22 protein-coding genes, 1 tRNA gene and 1 pseudogene are annotated in these 22,428 nt (G+C 63.9%); 17 read left to right on the forward strand and 7 right to left on the reverse strand.

Going from position 1 to position 22,428, the window contains the following annotated elements:
* Positions 1-14: 14 nt before the first annotated feature.
* The 3 genes and pseudogenes from JQ575_RS22805 to JQ575_RS22815 all read right to left on the reverse strand — a co-directional run bounded on the left by JQ575_RS22805 (position 15) and on the right by JQ575_RS22815 (position 3,589).
* Positions 15-1,210: pseudogene (locus JQ575_RS22805) on the reverse strand (adenylate/guanylate cyclase domain-containing protein).
* Positions 1,211-1,298: 88 nt separating this feature from the next.
* Positions 1,299-2,309 (reverse strand): 4-hydroxythreonine-4-phosphate dehydrogenase PdxA, encoded by a 1,011-nt coding sequence (gene pdxA / locus JQ575_RS22810; RefSeq protein ID WP_212035402.1) that lies wholly within the window; start codon positions 2,307-2,309, stop codon positions 1,299-1,301.
* Positions 2,306-3,589 carry a four-carbon acid sugar kinase family protein gene (locus tag JQ575_RS22815; RefSeq protein ID WP_312015997.1) on the reverse strand — a complete coding sequence of 428 codons (1,284 nt, stop codon included), beginning with the start codon at positions 3,587-3,589 and terminating at the stop codon, positions 2,306-2,308. The genes pdxA and JQ575_RS22815 overlap by 4 nt, the downstream gene beginning before the upstream one ends.
* A gap of 361 nt (positions 3,590-3,950) precedes the next feature.
* On the opposite strand from JQ575_RS22815, the gene JQ575_RS22820 reads away from it, so the two are divergent.
* Together JQ575_RS22820 and JQ575_RS22825 are read left to right on the forward strand one after the other, a co-directional pair.
* The gene (locus JQ575_RS22820) at positions 3,951-5,144 is read left to right on the forward strand and encodes a patatin-like phospholipase family protein (RefSeq protein WP_212035403.1); all 1,194 of its coding nucleotides are present in this window, start codon (positions 3,951-3,953) and stop codon (positions 5,142-5,144) included.
* 49 nt (positions 5,145-5,193) lie between these two features.
* Positions 5,194-5,811 carry a PepSY domain-containing protein gene (locus tag JQ575_RS22825; RefSeq protein WP_212035404.1) on the forward strand — a complete coding sequence of 206 codons (618 nt, stop codon included), beginning with the start codon at positions 5,194-5,196 and terminating at the stop codon, positions 5,809-5,811.
* 130 nt (positions 5,812-5,941) lie between these two features.
* On the opposite strand, the gene JQ575_RS22830 is transcribed toward JQ575_RS22825, so the two are convergent.
* The gene (locus tag JQ575_RS22830) at positions 5,942-6,634 is read right to left on the reverse strand and encodes a DUF2270 domain-containing protein (protein WP_211999088.1); all 693 of its coding nucleotides are present in this window, start codon (positions 6,632-6,634) and stop codon (positions 5,942-5,944) included.
* Between the two features lie 517 nt (positions 6,635-7,151).
* Positions 7,152-7,228, reverse strand: a tRNA-Pro gene (locus JQ575_RS22835).
* Positions 7,229-7,296: 68 nt separating this feature from the next.
* On the opposite strand from JQ575_RS22835, the gene JQ575_RS22840 reads away from it, so the two are divergent.
* The 4 genes from JQ575_RS22840 to JQ575_RS22855 are packed head-to-tail and all read left to right on the forward strand — an operon-like array spanning position 7,297 to position 10,798.
* Entirely contained in the window at positions 7,297-8,289 is a 993-nt protein-coding gene (locus JQ575_RS22840; protein ID WP_212035405.1) for an L-threonylcarbamoyladenylate synthase, read from the forward strand.
* A gap of 26 nt (positions 8,290-8,315) precedes the next feature.
* A complete protein-coding gene (locus tag JQ575_RS22845) occupies positions 8,316-9,743 on the forward strand; it encodes an FAD-binding oxidoreductase (RefSeq protein WP_212035406.1) in 1,428 nt (475 codons plus the stop codon).
* Between the two features lie 8 nt (positions 9,744-9,751).
* Complete coding sequence (locus tag JQ575_RS22850; protein ID WP_212035407.1) at positions 9,752-10,201, forward strand: GNAT family acetyltransferase; 450 nt, start codon at positions 9,752-9,754, stop codon at positions 10,199-10,201.
* A gap of 15 nt (positions 10,202-10,216) precedes the next feature.
* Complete coding sequence (locus tag JQ575_RS22855; RefSeq protein WP_212035408.1) at positions 10,217-10,798, forward strand: NUDIX domain-containing protein; 582 nt, start codon at positions 10,217-10,219, stop codon at positions 10,796-10,798.
* A gap of 143 nt (positions 10,799-10,941) precedes the next feature.
* Here the strand turns inward: JQ575_RS22855 and JQ575_RS22860 are convergent, their stop codons facing one another.
* The gene (locus tag JQ575_RS22860) at positions 10,942-11,634 is read right to left on the reverse strand and encodes an SOS response-associated peptidase (RefSeq protein ID WP_212035409.1); all 693 of its coding nucleotides are present in this window, start codon (positions 11,632-11,634) and stop codon (positions 10,942-10,944) included.
* 62 nt (positions 11,635-11,696) lie between these two features.
* Between JQ575_RS22860 and JQ575_RS22865 the strand changes: the two genes are divergently transcribed.
* The 5 genes from JQ575_RS22865 (at position 11,697) to JQ575_RS22885 (ending at position 14,291) form a co-directional block, all read left to right on the forward strand.
* Positions 11,697-12,209 carry a hypothetical protein gene (locus tag JQ575_RS22865; protein WP_249166827.1) on the forward strand — a complete coding sequence of 171 codons (513 nt, stop codon included), beginning with the start codon at positions 11,697-11,699 and terminating at the stop codon, positions 12,207-12,209.
* Positions 12,210-12,300: 91 nt separating this feature from the next.
* Positions 12,301-12,720, forward strand: a complete 420-nt coding sequence (locus JQ575_RS22870) for an NUDIX hydrolase (RefSeq protein WP_212035410.1) — start codon at positions 12,301-12,303, stop codon at positions 12,718-12,720.
* 129 nt (positions 12,721-12,849) lie between these two features.
* The gene (locus JQ575_RS22875; RefSeq protein WP_212035411.1) at positions 12,850-13,227 is read left to right on the forward strand and encodes a TIGR02301 family protein; all 378 of its coding nucleotides are present in this window, start codon (positions 12,850-12,852) and stop codon (positions 13,225-13,227) included.
* A gap of 1 nt (position 13,228) precedes the next feature.
* Entirely contained in the window at positions 13,229-13,933 is a 705-nt protein-coding gene (locus JQ575_RS22880) for an HAD family hydrolase (protein ID WP_249166828.1), read from the forward strand.
* 91 nt (positions 13,934-14,024) lie between these two features.
* A complete protein-coding gene (locus JQ575_RS22885; RefSeq protein ID WP_192735255.1) occupies positions 14,025-14,291 on the forward strand; it encodes a hypothetical protein in 267 nt (88 codons plus the stop codon).
* Between the two features lie 128 nt (positions 14,292-14,419).
* Here JQ575_RS22885 and JQ575_RS22890 read toward each other — a convergent pair whose 3' ends face one another.
* Positions 14,420-15,754, reverse strand: coding sequence for a dihydroorotase (locus JQ575_RS22890; protein ID WP_212035413.1), 1,335 nt, complete (start codon positions 15,752-15,754; stop codon positions 14,420-14,422).
* 150 nt (positions 15,755-15,904) lie between these two features.
* On the opposite strand from JQ575_RS22890, the gene JQ575_RS22895 reads away from it, so the two are divergent.
* The 6 genes from JQ575_RS22895 to JQ575_RS22920 all read left to right on the forward strand — a co-directional run bounded on the left by JQ575_RS22895 (position 15,905) and on the right by JQ575_RS22920 (position 22,426).
* Positions 15,905-16,786, forward strand: a complete 882-nt coding sequence (locus tag JQ575_RS22895) for a folate-binding protein YgfZ (protein WP_212035414.1) — start codon at positions 15,905-15,907, stop codon at positions 16,784-16,786.
* A 10-nt stretch (positions 16,787-16,796) separates the two neighbouring features.
* Positions 16,797-17,423: a DNA-3-methyladenine glycosylase I gene (locus tag JQ575_RS22900; RefSeq protein WP_212035415.1), complete on the forward strand. Its 627-nt coding sequence runs from the start codon at positions 16,797-16,799 to the stop codon at positions 17,421-17,423.
* Positions 17,424-17,434: 11 nt separating this feature from the next.
* A complete protein-coding gene (locus JQ575_RS22905; RefSeq protein WP_409363629.1) occupies positions 17,435-18,043 on the forward strand; it encodes a hydrolase in 609 nt (202 codons plus the stop codon).
* Between the two features lie 285 nt (positions 18,044-18,328).
* On the forward strand, positions 18,329-18,517 hold the full coding sequence (locus JQ575_RS22910; RefSeq protein WP_212035417.1) for a DUF3606 domain-containing protein: 189 nt from the start codon (positions 18,329-18,331) through the stop codon (positions 18,515-18,517).
* 547 nt (positions 18,518-19,064) lie between these two features.
* On the forward strand, positions 19,065-19,571 hold the full coding sequence (locus JQ575_RS22915; protein WP_192735197.1) for a tyrosine phosphatase family protein: 507 nt from the start codon (positions 19,065-19,067) through the stop codon (positions 19,569-19,571).
* Positions 19,572-19,708: 137 nt separating this feature from the next.
* Positions 19,709-22,426 (forward strand): DUF2339 domain-containing protein, encoded by a 2,718-nt coding sequence (locus JQ575_RS22920; RefSeq protein ID WP_212035418.1) that lies wholly within the window; start codon positions 19,709-19,711, stop codon positions 22,424-22,426.
* Positions 22,427-22,428: the final 2 nt, after the last annotated feature.

The following is a 22,428-nucleotide window of genomic DNA, read 5'->3' on the forward strand; positions in this document are numbered from 1 at the left end:
ACCAGGATCGGCATTCAGCCGTGATACGCGAACAGCTCGATCGGATCATTGAAGCCGCGCACCGGATGTTCACCGACGCGTTCGAGATCGAAATCGCCTTCGACAGAGTCGGCGAACGCGCGGGACAGCAGCACCGTTTTCCCCAATTGCTTGGTGAGGGTTTCGAGACGCGAAGCCATGTTGACCGCCGGACCGATAACCGTGAAGTCGAGCCGGCTGCGCGATCCGATATTGCCGTACATGACGTCGCCGACGTGAACACCGATGCCGTAGTTCAGCGGCGCCCGGCCGGTTTCGCTGTTCTTTTCGTTCAGGGCCGTCATGGCCTGACGGGCCTCAGTCACGGCATGCAGCAGGTTTGCACAGGCTTGGGGCTGGCTGAGCGGAAAGATGGCGAGCAGGCCGTCGCCGATGAACTTCAGTATTTCGCCGCCATGACGCGCGATCGGCTCCGACATCGCGTCGAAATAGCCGTTCAGGAGATCAATGACGTCATCGCGCGGCCAGTTGTCGGAGATCCGGGTGAAATCACGCAAGTCGCAGATCATGATGGCGGCGCGAACCGTCGTCCCGGTTCCGCGCCTGGTGGCGCCCGCCAGAATGAGCTCGCCGGCATGCGATCCGACATAGGTTTCCAGCAGCGTACGCGCCAGCCGGTTCTTGACCCGGATTTCACTGACCAGCGCCAGCACCGGCAACAGCTTCAATAGATCTGCGATATGCGCGTCGTCGAAACCGCCTGGACGATCGGTTGCAAAGGTCACGATGTGCCGCTTGCCGAGCGTATGATAGAGCGGCCACGCCACATAGTCGGTCAGGCCTTTCGCCCGCATCTCGTCATAGACGGCGTGCTTGCGGCCGAGCGAAGGATCGCGCTCGAGATTCTCGCGCACTTCGGTGACACCTCATGGATCTCGTTGGCGGGACTGCCGATATATTCGGATCGCTCCTGGACATCGTAGTCCACGCGCGCAATCTCGACCTCGCGCCCGTCTTCCCACATGATCCGGGCGCCGAGCCATTGCGGATGGTGGATCAGGATATGAAGCGACGCCCGTTTGACGGGAATGCCGGCTTGCTGGAGCCGGATACAAAGCTCACCGAAGATATTGTCGATGAAGCGCTGATCGCGCGTGCCGTTGGTCAGCCAGTGCACGACATCGTTGTCAGAATGCGCTGTGACGGGATCGATCTTCGGCGGCGCGTCCATATTTTCTCCTGAGCGGTGACGTGGATCGATGGTGCGGGATATGTGTTCCCGCGCGGCGACGTCAATAGAGCGCGCCGCACATACTTAGTCACACACGATCGCGGAGATCCGCGTCCGGCGCCAGATCGGCCGCCTGCCGCAGCGCCTCGATCAGGCTGCGCTCATCCGCGATACCCTTGCCCGCAATGTCGAAAGCCGTGCCGTGATCGACCGAGGTCCGGATCACGGGCAGGCCGACCGTGATGTTAACACCCGCTTCCAGCCCGAGTACCTTGATGGGGCCGTGACCCTGATCGTGGTACATCGCAACCACCATGTCGTAATCGCCGCGGCCAGCCAGGAAGAACAGGGTGTCCGCCGGCAGCGGGCCGCGTACATCCCAGCCACGGCGCTGGCAGGCTTCAATCGCGGGCGCGATCTTCGCCGCTTCCTCGCCACGGCCGAACAACCCGTTTTCGCCGGCATGCGGATTGATCGCGCAAACACCAATTCTTGGATTGGCGATGCCGGCGCGTACCAGTACGCCGTGTCCGCGCGAGATCACGCGTTCGACGAGGCCGGGCTCGATCTTCTCGATCGCATCGAGAAGACCGATATGCGTCGTGACGTGAATGACGCGGAGCTTCGATGACACCAGCATCATCGAGACTTCGGGCGTTCCGGTGAGATGCGCCAGCAATTCGGTGTGGCCCGGAAATTTGTGGCCGGCTGCGTGAAGAGCCTCCTTCGACAGCGGCGCCGTGCAGATCGCCTGCGCGTCGCCCGCCTGCACCACCTCGACGGCCTTTTCGATGCAGCGATAGGCGACCTCGCCTGCTGCTGCCGACACCTGGCCGAACGGCAAATCGTCCGGCACCAATTTCAGGTCCAGGCATTGCACGGCGCTGGCGGCAAAATTCGCCTGCTTGGCATCGCCGAGTGCATCGACCGCAACCGACGTGCCGACAAGCCCGCCTGCCTTGCGCAGCCGGTTGGCGTCGCCGATCACGAGCGGATTGCAGATTGCCCGCGCCGCCTCCTGCGCCAGCGCCTTCATGATCACTTCGGGCCCGATGCCGGCGGGATCGCCCATCGTGATCGCAATCGTCGGGCGGCTCATGCAAAACTTCCTCTGGTTCGAACGGCGTGGAGGCGCTCGTTGATGCGGACAAGACTATCCTCGTCGCCGAATGCGCCTGCCTTGGTGACGACAGGAACGGACAGCGAGCCCAGCGTGAGGCCGAGCGACACGCCGGGTTCGATCTCGTCGGCAAGACGGATAGCGTTGACGCCAAGGCCCGACAAGAGTGCTGCCGCGGTTTCGCCGCCCGTTGCCGCAATCGCACCGATCACAGGCGCGGCGACTTGCAGCGCTGTCGCGAGATTGTGCGCCAGAGGCGGCCCTACCGACATGTTGGGAGAATCGTTCAGCGATATCTCGACGAGAGCATCGCCACCATCAGCGAGACGCGCCATCACCCCGGAAGCAAGTTCCGCGCGATCGACATCATTTCCAGCCAGGGCTTTCGGTTCGACCGGAAAATATGCGGCGGTTCCCGTCTCTCTCAATCGGCGTGCCGCGACACGGGAGGCAGCGGCGAGCGAGCCGACGACGGTGAGCGTTCCGAACTTGCTGGCGGGAATACGCAGCGCTTCGCTGCTGCCACGCCCCTCCAGATTCGCCAGCGCATGCGCAAGACCCGCGCTGCCGATGAAGACGCTCGCAGGCGATGCATGCAGCCCCGCCTCCGCGATCAGGGCCAGATCATTCTCGGTCTCGGCGTCACAGATGGCAACCATTGTGGCCGACCGATCCGCCATCGCGGCGAACCTGGCTCGCAGATCGCCCCCACGCACAGCGGCAAGCGTGACCTTCTCGCCGCAAATTCCGGCGGCCGCGAGAACGTCGACGAGGTCGGCATTCGGATAGGTGTGATCGCGCCGCCATAGCTCGGTTTCTTCCAGGGCCGCGCCGTGAACGAGGACTCGGCCATCGACGGTGGTGCGGCCGGTCGCCGGAAAGGCTGGTGCCAGCACACCAAATATCCGCTCGGCCCCTGACTTCAGATGGGCAAGCGTCGCGGCCAGTTCCGCCGCGGGCTGTCCCCGCAACGTTGAATCGATCTTCTTGAACAGCGCACGTTCGGACATTGGCAAGCGTGTCAGCACGCCGAGATGGCGCGCCGCCGCGGCCTCGGACGAAAGACCGCGGCTTGCGACGTCATGGGCCCAAACAGCTGCCTGGCGATGCGAGGGCTTTGTGGCGTCACCCCACGTCACGACCGCCTCACGCCCTATCCTGCCGAAGGCAATGGCGCAGTCGGCGGCTCCGGTCAGATCGTCTGCAAGGATCAGCCAGTGACGGGCCATCCTTGCGCGGTCGGTGATATGCTTTGTCACTCCCGGACCCTACCCTATTTGTCGCCTGCTGCGGTGCGCAGGCTGGATCCTTTCATAAAGGTATTTTAATACCTTAAACATGACCCACTATTGACTTTCGAGCCAGTCAACTTTAGTAAGTGATTACTCACTTGATTGGTTCGGATGTGTCTTATGGCGTCAAAGTGGCCCTGTTTCCGGCGGTGCGTCCGGATGCGTGCAAGGGAATCCGGTCCAGGCCGGAGCGGCGAGAGCCGCGGCCGTCGAGCAATCGCCGGCGCCTGACGGAGCCAATGGTCGCATCCCGATGGGCCGAATGGCGAAGCCACTCGCGATGCCCCGCGGGTCGCCCCTGAGCGCTCCCTTCCAATCCGGAAATGTCATGAACTGCATCGGTCTTCGGACATCCGTAGCTTTGGCCATGGTTTCAGCGCTCAGCCTTCTCACCGCCGGATGTTCGTCGCTGCCAAGGACGCCGCACAGCTTTGCGGAGGCATCCTCCGCGCGCGTCCTCGATCTTTCGGATCTGCGCCGCTACGCCGACGAGCCCGCCGCCACATTCCGGCAATATCCCGCACCAGCCGTACTGCGCGGACCTCGCACCTATCTTGCGTTATCCGGTGGCGGGGCCGACGGCGCCTATGGCGCCGGCGTGCTGATCGGCTGGACCGAGACCGGCAAGCGTCCTTCGTTCTCGATCGTGTCGGGTGTCAGCACCGGCGCGCTCATCGCGCCATTCGCGTTCCTCGGTCCCGGCCATGACGCGACCTTGCGCGAGCTCTACACCAGCGGCATCGCCGAGAGCCTTCTCGACGCACCGAACCCGTTCAATGCCATCTTCGGGGCGGGCCTGTTCGGCAACGCCCGGCTGCGCGAACTGGTGGCCAAATATATCGATGCCGACTTCGTCGCGGCGGTCGCAGCCGAACACGCCAAGGGGCGGCGGCTGCTCGTCGTCACGACCAATCTGGATTCGCAGCGCACCGCGATCTGGGACATGGGGCGCATCGCCTCGCTCCGCACGCCCGCAGCATTGAACCTGTTTCGGGACGTCGTCGCCGCATCGGCCAGCCTGCCCGTGGTGTTTCCGCCGATGCTGGTGACCGCGGAAGCCAACGGCAAGCGTTTCGAGGAGATGCACGTCGATGGCGGCGTGACCGCGCCTGTCCTGACGCTGCCGGAGGCCTACCTGCTGCACGACGCCAAGCCGGGCCAGATGGGCAATCTGCAGCTCTACATCGAGCGTGAATTCAAGCTGGTTCGGAATGCCACCGTCGAAATCGCGGCGCGGTCGTCATCGACGATGACGAAAATCCAGACCCGCTCGATCCTGTACAGCACCTATATCTTCGCCCGCCGCAACAGGTTCGGATTCAACCTGACTTACATAGAGGGCGATCAGCCGGCTTCGCCGACCTCCGGCTTCGACACCGCCTATATGCGCGCGTTGTTCCAGTACGGTTACGACAGGGCGCGCGGCAACCGTGTCTGGTCGGTATCTCCTCCACCGGACGAATTGGAACCTGCGGCGATGTCCGGCGTCTCAACCAGGCGGCATCTCGCCAGCGGCAATTGATGTCAGCCCCGACTTTCAATCCGGCCCGTGCAAACAACGAAAGCAGCCGATGTCAAACAAGCAACGATTTGCGGTCATCCTTCTCTCCCTCCTCGCGCTTGTTCCGCCGTTTGCGATACCCCCGTTATCGGCCACACAGGCCGCTCAGGAGGAAGGCGCAGAGGGCGAGCGCATTCACCAGGAGGCGGTGAACCGCGAGCTCGAGGCGTTCCGTGCGTCACAGCTGTCACTCCGCCAGGCGATGGGAATCGCTGAAAAGCGGCACACCGGTTCGAGGACCGCGGATGTCAGCTTCGATGGCGCCTCGGGCTCCCCGGTCTATCGCGTGAAGACAGTTCGGGAAAATCGTCTTTGGGAACACGCCATCGATGCAAAAACCGGGGACATGATCGGCACGGAAACGGTGTCGCACCTGAACGACCTCAATTGGGACGACAGGAACAACGTCATGGCGCTGCGGACCGTCCGGCAAGAGCTGTCGGACGCCGTCGTCATCGCGGAACAAGTTGCATCGGGACGCGCCATTGGCGGAAGCCTGGTGGACGACAATGGCAAACTCAATTTCGTCGTCGTCGTTGTGAACGGCGGCGGCGATCTGAAGCAGGTCGTTCTCGAACCACCGCAGACAAGAGGCCGGGGATCGAACGCCCGCCACGGATCGCGATGATTCAATCACGCCCCGGCGAACACCAATTCGATTCCGCCCGCTGCGTGAAGATCATGTAGAAAAAAATTCGCGGACATCGATTGGTTGCTTGCAGTCCCACCTCCAGGATCGAAAGACATGCCTGCACGCCTCACACGTGAGCATCGCCATGCGCGAGTTCACCCTGACGGCCGCCAGTCCTCAATGCAGCGATGACGATCCAGCCGTAAAAAGCCAGCATGACCGCCGATATGATCCAGCCGGAAACCGGACCCACGCCGGCATTCCTGACCCAATCGTCGAAGGTGAGAGCCGACGGGACCTCGCCGCTGAAGGAGGGAAAGGTCACCTTGAGCGCCCATGCGCCCAGCAGGATCAGGAATATCCAGATGTAGTTGCGTCGCAACCTTCGCGACACGGCCTCTGCCATCGACATCACGAATGTCGGCGCCAGGAGATCGGCAGCCATGATGCGCTGCCAGTCCTCCTCTGCTTTCACGCCGGGATCAAACAGTTTGGCGTAGTAATTGCGCTCCAGCCTGCGCACGCGAGACCGATATACGTCGAAGAAGCGATAGCGCCGCGACTCAATCATCAGCAGGAAGAATGCCAGCACCATCGCAAACATCAGCACGCTGTGGTGCGCATTCGACGTCGAGAGCGAGACCGAGAGCATCGCGGCGACCAGCGTAATGGCCCAATTGGTGGTCCGGTCGATGCGATCTCGCCATCCGGCCATGCGGGCAATCTCGGCCCGATGGAAATGAGCGAATGCAGTTATGAACTCGCTGGGAGATGAAGGAAAATAGATGCGGCCGATTTCGCGTCTTTCCGGTTCCTGCATTTTCATCTCCCTGTTTCGAATTCATCACGGCGATCGTCCGGCACAGCGGCCAGCGGCATGCACGCACCGATGCCTATCATCGATAGGCTCGCGGTCGAGATCGGCCGCATCGTACGCTTTGCTTGCCGGACGTGCAGGCCAGAATCCCGGACTTCGGTTTCGGGCCGCTGGGTGACACGACCGGACCCTTCGCGGCGTTTGTGAATGCCCAAGCGGAGCGCTGGGCAGCGGCCGTCAAGGAAGTAACACCGGGTGGGGATTCGATGACGGCTTCATCATTGACGATGACCGCATCTGGTGAGGAGGACCAGTCTCGAGGACCGCATCAACGCAACGCTGATTCGCCATGCGCTCGGAGAACGTCGCGCCGGTGCCCGCCCGACGACCTTCTGCACCATCGGGCGCGTGATGAAGACCGTCTCGCGCGCACCGAAAATGCTGCGTGCATTTTGCGTGCAAAACCGGGATTTTTGGTCAATAAGAGGCCGCGAGAAGGTCGCGCAAGCCATTGATTTAATGGTCGGAGTGGCAGGATTCGAACCTGCGACCCCTGCGTCCCGAACGCAGTGCTCTACCGGGCTGAGCCACACTCCGACTAAGAACGCGGCTTATAGCTGCCGGTTTCGGTCACCGCAAGGCACCGATTTGAGGAATTAATCCCTGTGAATACAAGCCTGAAAACGCCCGTTTTGCCTGCCAGCGAGGCCGCGGTGGGCTCTGCCGCACATTGTTTGCGTGAAGGCGGGCTGGTCGCGTTCCCGACCGAGACGGTTTATGGGCTGGGCGCCGATGCCACCAATGCGGCTGCAATCGCCCGGCTCTACCAGGCCAAGGGCCGGCCGGCCTTCAATCCGCTGATCGCCCATGTCGGCGATCTCGCCGCGGCGCGCGAAATCGGCCGTTTTGACCCGGCCGCGATGCGGCTGGCCGAAGCGTTCTGGCCGGGGCCGCTGACGCTGGTGCTGCCGAAAACCGAACATTGCGCGGTCGCCGACCTCGCCACGGCAGGGCTCGAGACCGTCGCGATTCGGATACCGGCGCACCCTGTGGCGCGCGACCTCCTGCGCGTCTTCGGCCGGCCGGTGGTGGCGCCGTCGGCCAATCTGTCCGGGCACGTCTCGCCGACGACGGCCGCCCATGTGCAAAGCGACCTCGAGGGGCGGATCGACCTGATCGTCGATGGCGGCGCGGTCGCCGTCGGTGTCGAATCGACCATCGTCGGCATTTTCGACGAACCGATGCTGCTGCGGCCAGGCGGCCTGCCGCGCGCCGACATCGAGCGCGTGCTGGGCCATGCGCTCAAGCAACCGCCTGCGGACGCCGAGAGCGACAGCGCCCAGCCGCTGGCGCCGGGCATGCTGGCGTCGCATTATGCTCCGAGAACACGTGTGCGGCTCGGTGCAATTCGGATCGAGCCCGGCGAAGCGCTGCTGGCGTTCGGCAGCGATGCAGTTTCGGGAATTGACGCCGCCGCCGCGGTGATGAATCTGTCCGTACGCGGCGATCTCAGCGAGGCCGCCGCCAATCTGTTCGGCTATCTTCGCGCGCTCGACAGCAAAGCTGCGCAAACCATCGCCGTGATGCCCATTCCCAACGACGGACTGGGTGAAGCCATCAACGACCGGCTGCGCCGCGCCGCAGTTGGGCGGGAGTGAATCGGACGGGAGTGAAAGAGAAGACCATGAATATCGTGCAGCCTGCCGCGCCACAGATTCCGCCCGAACTGATCGCGAAATTCCGCGCGATCGTCGGCGACAAATATGCGGTGACGGATGCTGCCGATATCGCGCCCTATGTCACCGAAGAGCGCGATCTGTTTCACGGCAAATCTCCGCTGGTGTTGCGGCCGGGATCGACCGCGGAAGTCTCCGAAATCTGCAAGCTCGCCACCCTGCATAAAATCGCGCTGGTGCCGCAGGGCGGCAATACCGGGCTGGTCGGCGGCCAGACGCCGCACAATGGCGAAGTCGTCGTCTCGCTGCGGCGGCTCGATAAAATCCGCGAGGTCGATGCCGCGTCCAACACCATGACCTGCGAGGCAGGGGTGGTGCTGCAGGTCGCGCAGCAGCGCGCCCGCGACGTCGACCGGCTGTTTCCGCTGTCGCTCGGCGCCGAAGGAAGCTGCACCATCGGCGGCAATCTCTCGACCAACGCGGGCGGCACGGCCGCGCTCGCCTACGGCGTGGCGCGCGAGATGGCACTCGGCCTGGAAGTGGTCTTGGCCGACGGGCGGATCCTGAACTCGCTGTCGAAGCTGAAAAAGGACAACACCGGCTACGATCTGCGCAACCTCTTCATCGGCGCCGAAGGCACGCTCGGCATCATCACGGCGGCGACGCTAAAGCTGTTCCCGAACCCGCGTGCGATCGAGACCGCCTATGTCGGCCTGCAATCGCCGGCGCAGGCGCTGAAGCTGCTGTCGATCTCGCAGAACGAGGCCGCCGGCAGCCTGACCAGCTTCGAAATGCTTGCCGACATCGCGGTGGATTTCAGCATCCGCCACGGCATCGACATCCGCGATCCTCTCGAGAGCAAGCATCCCTGGTACGTGCTGATGGAGTTGTCGTCCTCGCGCGACGACGCCCGCGATGCGCTGGAAGCGATCCTGGCCAAGGGGATGGAAGAAGGCATCGTCGATGACGCCGTGATCGCGGCGAACCTCAGCCAGCGCTCGGCGTTCTGGAAGCTGCGCGACGAGATGTCGGCGGCGCAGAAGCCGGAAGGCGGCTCGATCAAGCATGACATCTCCGTACCGGTCGCCGCCGTGCCTGATTTCATCGCAGAGGCCAATGCGGCGGTGGTGAAGTTGATCCCGGGCTCGCGGCCGGTGCCGTTCGGCCATCTCGGGGACGGCAACATCCATTACAATGTCAGCCAGCCGGTCGGCGGCAACACCGCGGACTTTCTGGCGCGCTGGCACGAGGTCAACGAGGTCGTGTTCGCGATCGTGCTGCGGATGGGCGGATCGATCTCCGCCGAGCACGGCATCGGCGTGCTCAAGCGCGACGAACTGCCTGACGTGAAAGACAAGGTCGCGATCGAACTGATGCGCAGCATCAAGGCGATGCTTGATCCCGCAGGGATCATGAACCCCGGCAAGGTGCTGTGAACACATCGGTGCCAAAGCCGCTTCCGCCACTCGCCATCGCGCCGATCGCGGATGCCGACATTCCCGCCGTCATCGCGCTGTGGCAGGCCTGTGGATTGACGCGGCCGTGGAACGATCCGGCGTCCGACATCGCGCTGGCGCGGCGCGAGCCGAATTCGACCGTGCTGATTGGCCGCGACGGCGGCGCCATCGTGGCGACCGCCATGGTCGGCCATGACGGCCATCGCGGCTGGGTGTATTACGTCGCGACTGATCCGGAACGCCGCGGCCGCGGCTATGGCCGCGTTATCATGAGCGCGGCCGAAGATTGGCTGTGCTCGGCCGGCATGGCCAAGGTGCAATTGATGGTCCGGCGCGAAAACGCCCTCGCCGGCGCGTTCTACCAGTCGATCGGCTATGCCGAGGCGCAGACGATCGTCTTCGCCAAATGGCTCGACGGCTGCGAGCCGACGCCTTGATGCAGAAGGAATGCCATGACCATCTCCGACCGCGTCCGCATCAAAGACGAGCGTGTGCTCTCCCATGCCCGGTACCTGTTGAAGAGCATCACGCTCGACTACCGCCGCGGCAACGGTGAATGGCAGACGCAAACCCGCGAAGTCTATGATCGCGGCAATGCCGCAGCCCTGCTGCCGTACAATCTAGCCTTGCGCACCGTGGTGCTGGTGCGGCAGTTCCGCCTGCCGGCCTACGTCAACGGTTACGACGATCTCCTGATCGAAGCCGCCGCCGGCATGCTCGACGATGCATCGCCGGAGGAACGAATCCGCGCCGAGGCCGAAGAGGAAACCGGCTATCGCCTCCACGACGTCAAGAAGGTGTTCGAGGCCTTCATGAGCCCGGGCGCGGTGACGGAGAAACTGCACTTTTTTGTCGCCGAGTATGAAGCCTCGATGCGGATCGGCAGCGGCGGCGGCCTCGCCGACGAAGGCGAGGACATCGAGGTGCTGGAATTACCGATTGATCAGGCGCTCGCGATGATCGCCGACGGCCGCATCGCGGATGCCAAGACGATCATGCTGCTGCAATATGCGGCGCTGCATATTTTTCGGTAAGCCGTCGTTCCGGGGTATCTGTCGTCCCGCCTTGCGCCGGGACCCATACCCGCGGCGTTCGTTGTGTTTGAAGGTCTCCAACGTCACGGTTCTCATCGATAGGGCACGGCGCATGGGTCCCGGCTCAAGGCCGGGACGACGACTCAGAACAAACTCCCCTGCCCTTCATCCTCGGGCGCCGCTGCCGCCTTGCGCGTGGCCTTCGGCTTCGGCGCTTTGACCCGCGTCGAAATCTCGTGCCAGGCGAATTCGCCTTCCGCGGGGCCGGTCAACAACACCATGACGTCGTCGGCATCATTGGCCCGCCCGTCGAGCCAGCGTTCGAATTCATCGGGCGCGATCGTCACGGGCACGCGGTGATGCAGCGCCGCCAGATCGCGGCTGGCCGGCGCGGTGACGATCGCAACGCTGTCGACCTCCTCGCCGTTCGGCCCCATCCAGGTCTCGGCCAATGCGGCAAAGCCGACCGGCTTGCCGTCGCGGCGGTGGATGAAGAACGGCCGTTTGCGGCCGCTCGAATCCTGCCATTCGTAATAGCCGTCGGCCGGGATCAGGCAGCGCCGCCGCTTGATGGCGTTCTTGAAGGCCGGCTTTTCCCGCACCGTCTCGGAGCGTGCATTGATCAGCAACGAGAACTTGCGCGGGTCCTTGACCCAGGCCGGCACCAGGCCCCAGCGCATCAACCGGAAATGCCGGCCACCATTCTCCAGCATCACCACCGGGATCGGCTGTGTCGGAGCAATATTATACCGCGGCGGGAAATTGGGCTGCTCGGCATAGCCGAAAATCTGCCTAAGTGCCGCCGGCGGCGAGGTAATTACGAAACGTCCGCACATAATCTAACCCGAATGGGGGTCCGTTTAATCCCTTTTAACCCCAGTTGTTAACACTGGAACAGATGAGCTTACAGGCCGCCACAGAAGCGCGATCCGATCGCCCGACATTGCCGCCGACGGGCCACATCGATGAGGCCCGCGCCGCGGTTCTGCGCGCCGCCAACATCAATCCCCGCACCGGGCTTGCCACCGACTATCTCAATCATTTCAACGAAGCCATCATGCTGCTCGAGATGGTTCCGGATATGCCGGAATGCGCCGAGGATTTTCTGACCTGGACCCCGCTGTCCTACGCCGAGCATTTCTGGGCTTCCAATTTCAAGGCCCGCGATCTCGCGATCGAGGCCTACGAATTGGCCGACCCCAAGATTCGCAGCGAGTTCGACAAGGTCGCCAACACCATGACCTCGATCCTGACCGCGGTAGGCTCGGCGATGCGCGAAGCCCGCCAGGACAAGACCCGCGCCACACTCGCCGAGCAGGCTACCGGCTGGGTCAAGCCGCTTGTTATGCTGGCGGGCGGCATCATCAACGGCGCCACCGAGGCCGACGTCGAAAGCATCATGTCGAACTAAGGCCTGACCTGTCGGCAGTGCATTAGACCTTCGCGCACCGATCGGGCATGATCCGGCCCGAAACCGTCTTCCACTTTTGCCGGATCACACCTTGGACTCCCCCGCGCCACCCATCCGTCCCCAGCTCGCCGTCAGCGGCGCGATCTTTCGCGACGGCAAGATTCTGCTGGTCCGGCGCTCGCGCTCGCCGGGCAAGGGGTTTTATTCGTTCCCCGGCGGCCGGGTCGAATTCGGCGAATCGCTGCATACGGCGCTGCATCGCGAGGTCGACGAGGAAACGGGCTTGCGAATCGAGATTCTGGAGCTGGCCGGCTGGCGCGAAGTGCTGCCGGGAACCGGCGGCGGCGGGCATTATCTGATCATGTCGTTCGCGGCGCGCTGGACCGCCCGAGAGCCGGTCCTGAACGATGAGCACGACGATTTCGGATGGTTTGACCCCGATGCGCTCGGCGATCTCAGGCTCACCGGCGGCCTCCTGGAGGTCTTAGCAGCGGCACGGAAGCTGGTTTAGGCGCGAGTCCTTTTATTTTGACGCGTTTTCTTGACGCGAACCGGTGTCCACCCCCGGATCAAGTCCAAAACGCTATGTCTTGCCTCCGGCGCATTGAGGGGGCATATCGGGCGGGTTCTGGACCCCCAAATGCGCAAGCACTTTTTCGCCGTCCTCATCCTCATCTCGGCCTGCCATCTGGTGCCCGCGCGGGCCCAGGATGGCGCCGCGCCGTTCGACCGCGATTTGCAGCGGCTGGCCGAAATCCTCGGCACGCTGCACTATCTGCGCGGCATCTGCGGCAACAATGAAGGCGCGAAATGGCGCAACGAAATGCAGGCGCTGGTCGATGCCGAAACGCCTTCGGGCGAACGCCGCGCGCGCATGATCGCCGCCTTCAACCGCGGCTATAACGGATTTCAGCAGACCTACCGCACCTGCACGCCCGCCGCCTCGATCGCGATCCGCCGCTACATCGAGGAAGGCTCGAAGATTTCGCGCGATCTGACCGCGCGCTATGCGAACTGACATGAGCCTCAACGCAATCTATTTCGACCTCGACGGCACGCTGACGGACCCCAAGCCCGGCATCACGCGTTCAATCCAGTATGCGCTGCAAAAGCTCGACCATCACACCATCCAGACCGAGGACGAACTGACCTGGTGCATCGGCCCGCCGCTGCGCGCCAGTTTTGTCAGACTGCTGGGCGCGGAAGATTCCGCCGACCGCGCCGTGTCGCTGTACCGCGAGCGGTTTTCCGACGTCGGGCTGTACGAGAACGGCGTCTATGACGGGATCAGCGAAGTGCTGACGACGCTCCGCCAATCCGGCCACCCGTTGTTCGTCGCCACCAGCAAGCCGCATGTGTTCGCGACACGCATCGTCGAGCATTTCGGGCTGCGCCATCATTTCGAGCATGTGTTCGGCTCCGAGCTCGACGGCACCCGTGTCGACAAGTCCGATCTCCTGGAATACGCGCTGAAGACCGCTTCGGTCGATCCGGCCAGAACGCTGATGATCGGCGACCGCAGCCATGACATCGTGGGCGCCAAGAACAACGGCATGCAGGCAATCGGCGTGCTCTACGGCTATGGCAGCAAGGACGAATTGATCGGGGCCGGCGCGCTGCATGTCTGCGCCACGCCGCAGGCCATACTCGACTGCATTTCCCGGGATTTTTCCGCGGAACCCGCGACCCCATCAAATGCCGGGAGCGGCGTTAACCTTTCTTAAAGATGTGGCCTAGCAGGCCCCGCGGCGCATGCTACAGCTTGGCGATCAGACGCGCTCCGCTGGGGAACGCGCGCAACGTCTGTCGAGTTTCATGAGCCATCCTGCGTCTTATTCGCTTCACCGCGATCCGCTGCCCGACCACGAACAGAAGCAGGCTGCGCTCAGCTACCTTCATGAGGCCTGGGCCGAGGCGCGCCACGATGGCGTCGACGGCGACTGCCTGGCGCAAGCGAGCCTGTTTACGGCGCTGGCCGAACTGGTCTCGACCTATGGCGAGGACGCGGTGGCGAAATTCGTCGAAGGCCTTCCCGCGCGCGTACGCAACGGCGAGTTTTCGCTCTCGCTGGCGCGGCAGTAATCTCTCGACATCCTCCACTGTCGTCGGCCGCGAAGGCGGGCGATCCAGTATTGCAGAGACGTCAGCGATTGAACCGATAAGCCGCGGCGTACTGGGTCACCCGCCTTCGCGGGTGACGGCACCCGATGCTACGCCCTCAGCGTCTCCAAAAACCGCACCGGCTCGCCGGTCGATGCCGTCGTCAGTTCGCCCTGCCACATCACGCGCTTGCCGCGCACGAAGGTGCCGACCGGCCAGCCGGTGACGCGCATGCCGTCATAAGGCGTCCAGCCCGCCTTCGAAGCCACCCATTTGTTGGTGATGGTCTCGGAGCGCTTGAGGTCGACGATCGTGAAGTCGGCATCATAGCCGGCGGCGATGCGGCCCTTGGTCGCGATGTTGTAGAGCCGCGCAGGACCGGTACTGCTGAGATCGACGAAACGCTGCAGCGACAAGCGCCCGGCGTTGATGTGGTCGAGCATGACAGGCACCAGCGTCTGCACACCCGTCATGCCCGAGGGCGAGGCCGGATAGGTTTTTGCCTTCTCCTCCAGCGTATGCGGCGCGTGGTCGGAGCCGAGCACGTCGATAATGCCCTGCTCGATGCCGTACCAGATGCGGTCGCGGTGATCGGCCGAGCGCACCGGCGGGTTCATCTGGGCATGGGTGCCCAGCCGCTCGTAGCATTCAGGCGCCACCAAGGTCAGATGATGCGGCGTCGCCTCGCAGGACGCGACGTCCTTGTGGTCGCGCAGATAGTCGATCTCCTGCTTGGTCGAGATATGCAGCACGTGAATCCGCTTGCCGCTCTCGCGGGCGATATTCACCAGGCGCTGCGTCGCCATCAGCGCCGCGGTCTCGTCGCGCCAGACCGGGTGCGAACGCGTATCGCCTTCGATGCGCAGCGACTTGCGTTCGTTGAGGCGGTATTCGTCCTCGGCATGGAAGGCGGCGCGGCGCTTGATGACCGCAAAGATCCGCCGCAGGCTTTCGTCGTCCTCGACCAGCAGCGCGCCGGTGGAAGAGCCGATGAACACCTTGACGCCGGCGCAGCCCGGCGCGCGTTCCAGTTCCGGCAGATCGGCCACGTTTTCGCGGGTGCCGCCGATAAAGAACGAAAAATCGCAATGCATGCGGTGATGGGCGCGCTTGATCTTGTCGCTGAAGGTCGCCTCGGTGACGGTCAGGGGATCGGTGTTCGGCATTTCGAACACGGCGGTGACCCCGCCCATCACGGCGCTGCGCGATCCCGTTTCCAGGTCTTCTTTCTGGGTCAGGCCCGGCTCGCGAAAATGCACCTGGGTGTCGATCACGCCGGGCAGGATGTGCAGGCCCTTGCAGTCAATCGTCTCGGCGGCGGAGGCCTGACCGAGCCCGCCAATCGCGGCGATCCGGCCATTGGTGATGCCGATGTCACGGAGGCCCTCGCCGTCCGGATTGACCACGGTGCCGGATTTTAGAATGGTATCAAATCGCTGATTCATCGGTCCTCGACGCCCGTTTTAGGCTGCCTCTCGGGCTTGTTGACGGCACCTTAGCGCCTTAGCTTCCCATGTGATATCCGGCACCTGTGTTTCCCCAGGAACTTGAACGAGAAATTCAAGAAGAACCTCCAAAATAGGCCTTTTCAGCGCATGAAAGCAGCGTTTCTTACCGACCGGGGCGTGGTCAAGGTCTCAGGCGAGGACGCCCGCAACTTCCTCAATGGCCTCGTCACAACCGACGTCACGCTGCTGCAGCCGGGCCTCGGCCGGTTCGGCGCGCTGCTGACGCCGCAGGGCAAGATAACAGCGGATTTCCTGATCACGGAGGCTTCCAGCGGCCATGGCGGCGGCTTCCTGATCGACCTGCCGCGCCCATTGGCAAAAGGCCTCGCCGACAAGCTCTCCTTCTACAAGCTGCGTGCCAAGGTCGCGGTGGAAAACCTCTCCGACAGCCTCGGCGTGCTCGCAGTATGGGACGGCGAGCCCGCGATGAAGCCTGATCTTGCCTTCGCCGACCCGCGCAACGAAACGCTTGGCTGGCGCATCCTGGTTCCCGAAGACCTCAAGCAGAAGGTCGCCGATTTGATCGGCGCTGAGCTGGTCGATGAAGCCGCCTATGAGGTCCGCCGTGTCGCCGCGGGCGTGCCGCGGGGCGGGCTCGATTTCATGTACAGCGACGCGTTTCCGCACGAGACCAATATGGACCGCCTGCACGGCATCGATTTCGACAAGGGCTGTTACGTCGGGCAGGAGGTGGTGTCGCGGATGCAGCATCGCGGCACCGCGCGCACCCGCGCGGTTCGGATCACGCTGGAAGATTTCTCGCCCGAGGCCGGCATCCCCGTTGTCGCCGGCGACAAGCCGGTCGGCACCATGGGATCGACCGCGGGCGGCCATGGCATCGCGCTGCTGCGGACCGATCGCGTCGCCGACGCGCTCGACGCCGGCCTGACGCTGTCAGCCGGCGGGCTTGCGATCCGCCTCACCGATCCGAACGACGTGCGCACGCCGCCGAAGCAGACCGTCGCATGAGCAAAGTCCAATGAGCCGCTCCGCACGCCTGCACGCCGACGGCAAGACCCGCTGCCCGTGGCCGGGCGAAGATCCGTTCTACATGGCCTATCACGACACCGAATGGGGCGTGCCCGAGTATGACGACCGCGCGCTGTATGAAAAGCTGATCCTTGACGGCTTTCAGGCCGGCCTTTCCTGGATCACGATCCTGCGCAAGCGCGAGAACTTTCGCAAAGCCTTCGACGATTTCCAGCCGGAGAAGATCGCCCGCTACAACGAGAAGAAGGTCCACGCGCTGATGAACGATGCCGGCATCGTCCGCAACCGCGCCAAGATCGAAGGCGCCGTCAACAGCGCCAAGGGCTATCTCAAGATCATGGAAGAAGGCGCGGGCTTCTCGAAATTCCTGTGGGACTTCGTCGACGGCAAGCCGAAGGTCAACCAGTTCAAGACCACCGCCAGCGTGCCGGCCTCGACGCCGCTCTCGATCAAGATTTCCAAGGAGCTCGGCGCGCGCGGATTCAAGTTCGTCGGCCCGACCATCGTCTACGCCTTCATGCAGGCCACCGGCATGGTCAACGACCATCTGGTCACGTGCTTCTGCCACGAGACCTGCAGCGGACAACATCGCAAGCCCCGCCTCAAGGCCAAATGACGACAAGAAGGATGGCTGGCAAATCTTCCGATGTCTCGACCCGGGCCTGGCAGCGGATGCTGTCGGGACGGCGGCTCGATCTGCTCGACCCCTCGCCGCTCGATATCGAGGTCGCCGATATCGCCCATGGCCTGGCGCGCGTCGCGCGCTGGAACGGCCAGACCAGCGGCGCACATATTTTTTCGGTGGCGCAGCACACGCTGCTGGTGGAAGCCGTGCTGCGCGAGCAGATGCCGCGTGTCGACCTGAAATTCCGGCTTGCCGCCCTGCTCCACGATGCGCCGGAATATGTCATCGGCGACATGATCTCGCCGTTCAAGGCCGTGATCGGCGGCGACTACAAGGTGGTGGAGAAACGCCTGCTGGCGGCGATCCACATCCGCTTCGGCCTGCCGCCGGTGCTGGCCGATGCCATCACGCAGGCGATCAAGGCCGCCGACCGCGGCGCGGCCTATCTCGAAGCCACCCATCTGGCAGGCTTTGCCGAAGCCGAAGCCAAGCGCCTGTTCGGCAAAGACCCCGGCCTGCCCGAACCAACCGTGCGCGAATACCTGACGCCATGGACTGCGGCCAAGGCCGAGAAGCAGTTTCTGGCGCGGTTTGGCGCGGTGGCGTCGTAGCGGTGATGCATTCCGGCAGCGGCGTCGCGCATTTCCGATTCGGATTTCAACAGCCCATTCGTCATTGCGAGCGCAGCGAAGCAATCCATTCTTTCTTTGCGCGGCAAGATGGATTGCTTCGTGGAGCCTGTCATCGGGCGCGCATTCGCGCGACCCGTTGGCTCGCAATGACGGAAAAATGCAGCTTCGCGTACCGCGACACCGCTTGGGAGGCCCTTCTTCGGCATAGTTCGTGTCAAACGGAACCGAGCGTCCGTTGCGCCGTTTCTTCCGTGGAGGATGGCTATGAGCGGTCTTACGAAAAAAGAACGACCCGACCGGTCCAAGATCAACATGCGCGATCCGCGTGAGGTCAAATACTGGGCCAAGGCGCTTCGCGTATCCGAGGAGGAGCTTCAGAAGGCCGTGGAGAAGGTCGGCAATTCCGCTGCCACGGTTCGGAAGGAGCTCGGGCTCATCGGCAGTTGGCACTAGGCACCGATGAAGTGGTCGCTTGAGAACTGATGTCCGGCTGTGTCGGTCTCAGTGGGCGTGTGAAATCATCCGCATCGCGCATGGACCATCAAAGGCACGCAGTGACCGTAAGTGCGGGCGAGATCCGTGCGAATTGTCCGGACGACTCAAACAGCATAAAAAGCGCACTCGCCAGGAACAGGTTAGATGTCAGCGCGTACCGATGCGTTGGTGTCGCAGGCAGAAACCGGAAAAATGCCCACGTCCATCAATCTCCGTTGCGTCCGGTTGACACCCGGCAAGTGCATTTCTCAACGCTGCTTCATCGATTTGGTTCTTCGGTAGGGCGATCGGTTGATGGGTGAGTGAAATTACCTCTCCTTGCCTTACCGCATCGCAGCGGGCGGACGTTGCAGAAGTACAGAGGGGCCAAACTGCACATCGGATAATTTCGCGGTTCTGAAGGCAAAAAGCGCGGGTGAACCCGCTTTGACCGGCCCCCACCCGGGCCTATAATGGCGACTGCCCAGGGACGGTCCGCAATGGACACCTCCCCAAAAGGATCGCCATGCTTCACGTCTGCTCGCTCGCCGCCCTTCCCGAAACCGTCAAGGCCACCGGCGCCAGCCATATCCTCACCGTGATGGCCAATGTCGATCAGGTGCAGCGGCCGGCCTCGGTGCTCGAGGCCAACCATTTGCGCGTGTCGATGGACGACATCACCGAGGTGATGGACGGCTTTCTGGCGCCGTCGGACGCGCATATCGAGAAGGTGCTCAACTTCGTGCGCGGCTGGGACCGCAGCGCGCCGATGGTGGTGCATTGCTATGCCGGCATCAGCCGTTCGACCGCCAGCGCCTTTGCCGCCGCCTGCATGCTCAATCCGCACCGCGACGAGATTTCGATCGCCCGGCAGATCCGCGCCGCCTCGCCGATCGCCCAGCCCAACCGGCTGATCGTCAGCCTCGCCGACAAGGCGCTGGGGCGCGAGGGACGGATGCTGCGGGCGCTCGATGAAATGGGCCCGGGCAGCATGACCGTCGAGGGCCGCCCCTTCCGCGTGGACCTCGAATAATCTTGCGCGAAATAGCTGTGCTAAAATGCCGCCAGCCGGGGGCGGTTTGAACTTTTTTCGGGCAGAACTGCACTCACAGCATTGCGACGGGCCGCATAGAGGCGGTTAACGTTTCTGCGTGCCCGCCTGGAGGCCTGATGCTCGACGAGTTTGCAATTCTTCCGTTCCTGTTCGCCATTGTCGCCGTTATCGTTGCCGTCAAGGCGATGAACGAGATCGGGGAGTTGCGAAGGCGGCTGGACAGGATGGAAGCAGCGGCAGCGCTCGCCAGGCCCGTCCCGCCACCGCTTCCCCAGATGTTCGAGCAAGGCACCGCGCCCGCCTCTCCCGGCGTCGTGGCCGAACCGCCGCCGATCGCGCCCGAGGCTGAATGGACCCCACCCGCCGCCGGGCCGCAGACCGAAGCGCCGACCGAGACCACAGCGGAAACGGCTGACGGCCTGCCCGCCGCGCCGCCGCCGCCCCTGCCGCAGCCCGATCGCGGCTTCGAGGAAACACTCGGCACCCGCTGGGTTGTGTGGATCGGCGGCCTGACGCTGGCGCTCGGCGGCTTCTTCATGGTGCGCTATTCGATCGAGGCCGGCCTGCTCGGCCCCGGGGTGCGTGTGCTGCTCGGCGGCCTGTTCGCGCTGGCGCTGCTCGCTGCCGGCGAATGGACCCGCCGCAAGGAAAGCATCTCCACAATCGAAGCGACACCGATCGCCAACATCCCCGCGATCCTGACCGCCGCCGGCACGGCGGTGGCCTTTGCAACCGTCTACGCGGCCTATGCGCTGTACGGCTTCCTGGTGCCCGCCACCGCGTTCATCCTGCTTGGGCTGGTGGCGATGGGCACGCTGGCCGCGGCACTGCTGCACGGGCCGGCGCTGGCCGGGCTTGGCATCGCCGGGGCCTTCGTGACTCCAATCCTGGTCTCCTCCGGCAAGCCGGACTTCTGGGCGCTCTACGTGTACCTCGCAATCGTCACCGCGGCCGCCTTCGGTCTGGCGCGGGTGCGGATGTGGCGCTGGCTTGCGGTGACCACCATCGTGTTCGCGCTGCTCTGGACGCTCCCCTGCCTGCAATGCGGCCCGTCGATGGTCGCGCCGCATGTGTTCCATGTGATCGCCGGCTTCATCCTCGCCGCGTTGCTTGTCGTGTGCGGCTTCATGTTCGGGCCTTCAGCGCAAGACGGCGAGATCGAACCGATTTCGTCCGGCTCGCTCGCCGCCTACCTGCTCGGCGCGACCCTGATCGTGCTGAACAGTTCTCATGCCGACGTCGCGATGGTCGCGTTCGGCCTGCTGGTAGCCGGCAGCTTGTTTGTCGCCAAGCGCACCGATGCCGCGGTCGGCGCGGTCGGCGCCGCCGCCGGTCTCGTCTTCATCGTGTTCGCCGAATGGGCGATCCGCGCCAACCCTGACATGCTGGTGCTGCCCGGCGGGCCGATCGCGGGCATCGGGCCGAGCGCAACGGATGGTTCTGTTTCGCTGCACCTGATCTCGGCTGCGATCTTCGCGGCAGGTTTCGGCGTCGCGGGATTCCTGGCGCAGGGCCGTTCAAGCAGTTCGACCATTCCCGTGGTCTGGTCGGCTACGGCCGTGTTCACGCCGCTGGCGCTGCTGGTCGCGCTCTATGCCCGGATCGCGAATCTCGACCGCTCGATCCCATTCGCGGTCCTCGCGGTGATCCTTGCCGCCGCCTATGCTGCGGCGACCGAGATCCTGACCAAGCGCGAGGACCGTCCGGGCCTGCAGGCCTCGATCGCGCTGTTTGCGACCGGTGCGCTCGCAGCGCTGGCGCTGGCTCTGACGTTCGCACTGGAAAAAGGTTGGCTCACGATCGCGCTGGCGCTGATGTCGGCAGGCACCGCCTGGATCTCGGTGCAGCGGCCGATCCCGTTCCTGCGTTCGCTGGCCGCGATCCTCGCCGCCATCGTGGTGCTGCGGATCGGCTATGAGCCGCGCATCGTAGGCCACGCCGTCGGCACCACGCCGATTTTCAACTGGCTGCTGTGGGGCTACGGCATTCCGGCGCTATCGTTCTGGGCCGGCAGCATCTTCCTGCGGCGCGGCGGCGACGATGCGCCGCTGCGCATCGTGGAATCCGCCGCCATCCTGTTCACGGTGCTGCTGGCGTTCATGGAAATCCGCCATGCCGTCAACAATGGCGACGTCTATCGCCCGAGCGCCGGCCTCGCCGAAGTCGCGCTGCAGGTCTGTGTCGCGCTGGCGATGGCGATCGGGCTGGAGCGCCTGCGCCTCCGCACCGGAAGTGTCGTTCACAATGCCGGCGCAATCCTGCTCACCGTCTTTGCGGGCCTGGCTTCCGTATTCGGGCTGCTGGTGCTGGAGAACCCGATGCTATGGTCGATCGATGTCGGCGGCGTCGTCATCAACCTGCTGCTGCTCGGCTATGCCCTGCCCGCGGTGCTGGCGCTGCTGTTGTCCTATGCTGTGGCGGGGCGGCGTCCGGTCGAATACGCCAACACGATCACGGCGGGCGCGCTGATTCTGGCGCTGGCCTATGTGACGTTTGAAATCCGCAGGATCTATCACGGTCCGGTCATGGCCGTCGGCCCGACCACTGGCGCCGAGCAATACACCTACTCGATCGCCTATCTGGCGTTCGGCGTCGGCATGCTCGGGGTCGGCATCCTCTTCAACTCGCAACGTGCGCGGCTGGCGTCAGCGGTCGTGATCGCGCTGACGATCCTGAAAGCCTTCCTGATCGACATGTCGACGCTGACTGGTGTCTATCGCGCGCTGTCCTTTATGTGCCTGGGCCTGGTGCTGGTGGCGATCGGCTGGCTGTATCAGCGGATCCTGTTCCGCAGGCGGGCGGCGGTGGCGCCTGCTGTGCCGACTGGGAGCTAGCT

Source organism: Bradyrhizobium sp. JYMT SZCCT0428 (assembly GCF_018131075.1).
Taxonomy (GTDB): Bacteria; Pseudomonadota; Alphaproteobacteria; order Rhizobiales; family Xanthobacteraceae; genus Bradyrhizobium.

Excerpts from the sequence above, each read along its gene's own strand:
- JQ575_RS22895 (WP_212035414.1), top strand. The coding sequence starts at position 15,905 with ATGAAAGCAGCGTTTCTTACCGACCGGGGCGTGGTCAAGGTCTCAGGC.
- JQ575_RS22880 (WP_249166828.1), top strand. The coding sequence starts at position 13,229 with ATGAGCCTCAACGCAATCTATTTCGACCTCGACGGCACGCTGACGGAC.
- JQ575_RS22905 (WP_409363629.1), top strand. The coding sequence starts at position 17,435 with ATGGCTGGCAAATCTTCCGATGTCTCGACCCGGGCCTGGCAGCGGATG.
- JQ575_RS22890 (WP_212035413.1), bottom strand. The coding sequence starts at position 15,754 with ATGAATCAGCGATTTGATACCATTCTAAAATCCGGCACCGTGGTCAAT.
- JQ575_RS22875 (WP_212035411.1), top strand. The coding sequence starts at position 12,850 with ATGCGCAAGCACTTTTTCGCCGTCCTCATCCTCATCTCGGCCTGCCAT.
- pdxA (WP_212035402.1), bottom strand. The coding sequence starts at position 2,309 with ATGAGCCGCCCGACGATTGCGATCACGATGGGCGATCCCGCCGGCATC.
- JQ575_RS22825 (WP_212035404.1), top strand. The coding sequence starts at position 5,194 with ATGTCAAACAAGCAACGATTTGCGGTCATCCTTCTCTCCCTCCTCGCG.
- JQ575_RS22910 (WP_212035417.1), top strand. The coding sequence starts at position 18,329 with ATGAGCGGTCTTACGAAAAAAGAACGACCCGACCGGTCCAAGATCAAC.
- JQ575_RS22860 (WP_212035409.1), bottom strand. The coding sequence starts at position 11,634 with ATGTGCGGACGTTTCGTAATTACCTCGCCGCCGGCGGCACTTAGGCAG.
- JQ575_RS22920 (WP_212035418.1), top strand. The coding sequence starts at position 19,709 with ATGCTCGACGAGTTTGCAATTCTTCCGTTCCTGTTCGCCATTGTCGCC.
- JQ575_RS22900 (WP_212035415.1), top strand. The coding sequence starts at position 16,797 with ATGAGCCGCTCCGCACGCCTGCACGCCGACGGCAAGACCCGCTGCCCG.
- JQ575_RS22820 (WP_212035403.1), top strand. The coding sequence starts at position 3,951 with ATGAACTGCATCGGTCTTCGGACATCCGTAGCTTTGGCCATGGTTTCA.
- JQ575_RS22855 (WP_212035408.1), top strand. The coding sequence starts at position 10,217 with ATGACCATCTCCGACCGCGTCCGCATCAAAGACGAGCGTGTGCTCTCC.
- JQ575_RS22865 (WP_249166827.1), top strand. The coding sequence starts at position 11,697 with ATGAGCTTACAGGCCGCCACAGAAGCGCGATCCGATCGCCCGACATTG.
- JQ575_RS22885 (WP_192735255.1), top strand. The coding sequence starts at position 14,025 with ATGAGCCATCCTGCGTCTTATTCGCTTCACCGCGATCCGCTGCCCGAC.
- JQ575_RS22915 (WP_192735197.1), top strand. The coding sequence starts at position 19,065 with ATGCTTCACGTCTGCTCGCTCGCCGCCCTTCCCGAAACCGTCAAGGCC.
- JQ575_RS22845 (WP_212035406.1), top strand. The coding sequence starts at position 8,316 with ATGAATATCGTGCAGCCTGCCGCGCCACAGATTCCGCCCGAACTGATC.
- JQ575_RS22830 (WP_211999088.1), bottom strand. The coding sequence starts at position 6,634 with ATGCAGGAACCGGAAAGACGCGAAATCGGCCGCATCTATTTTCCTTCA.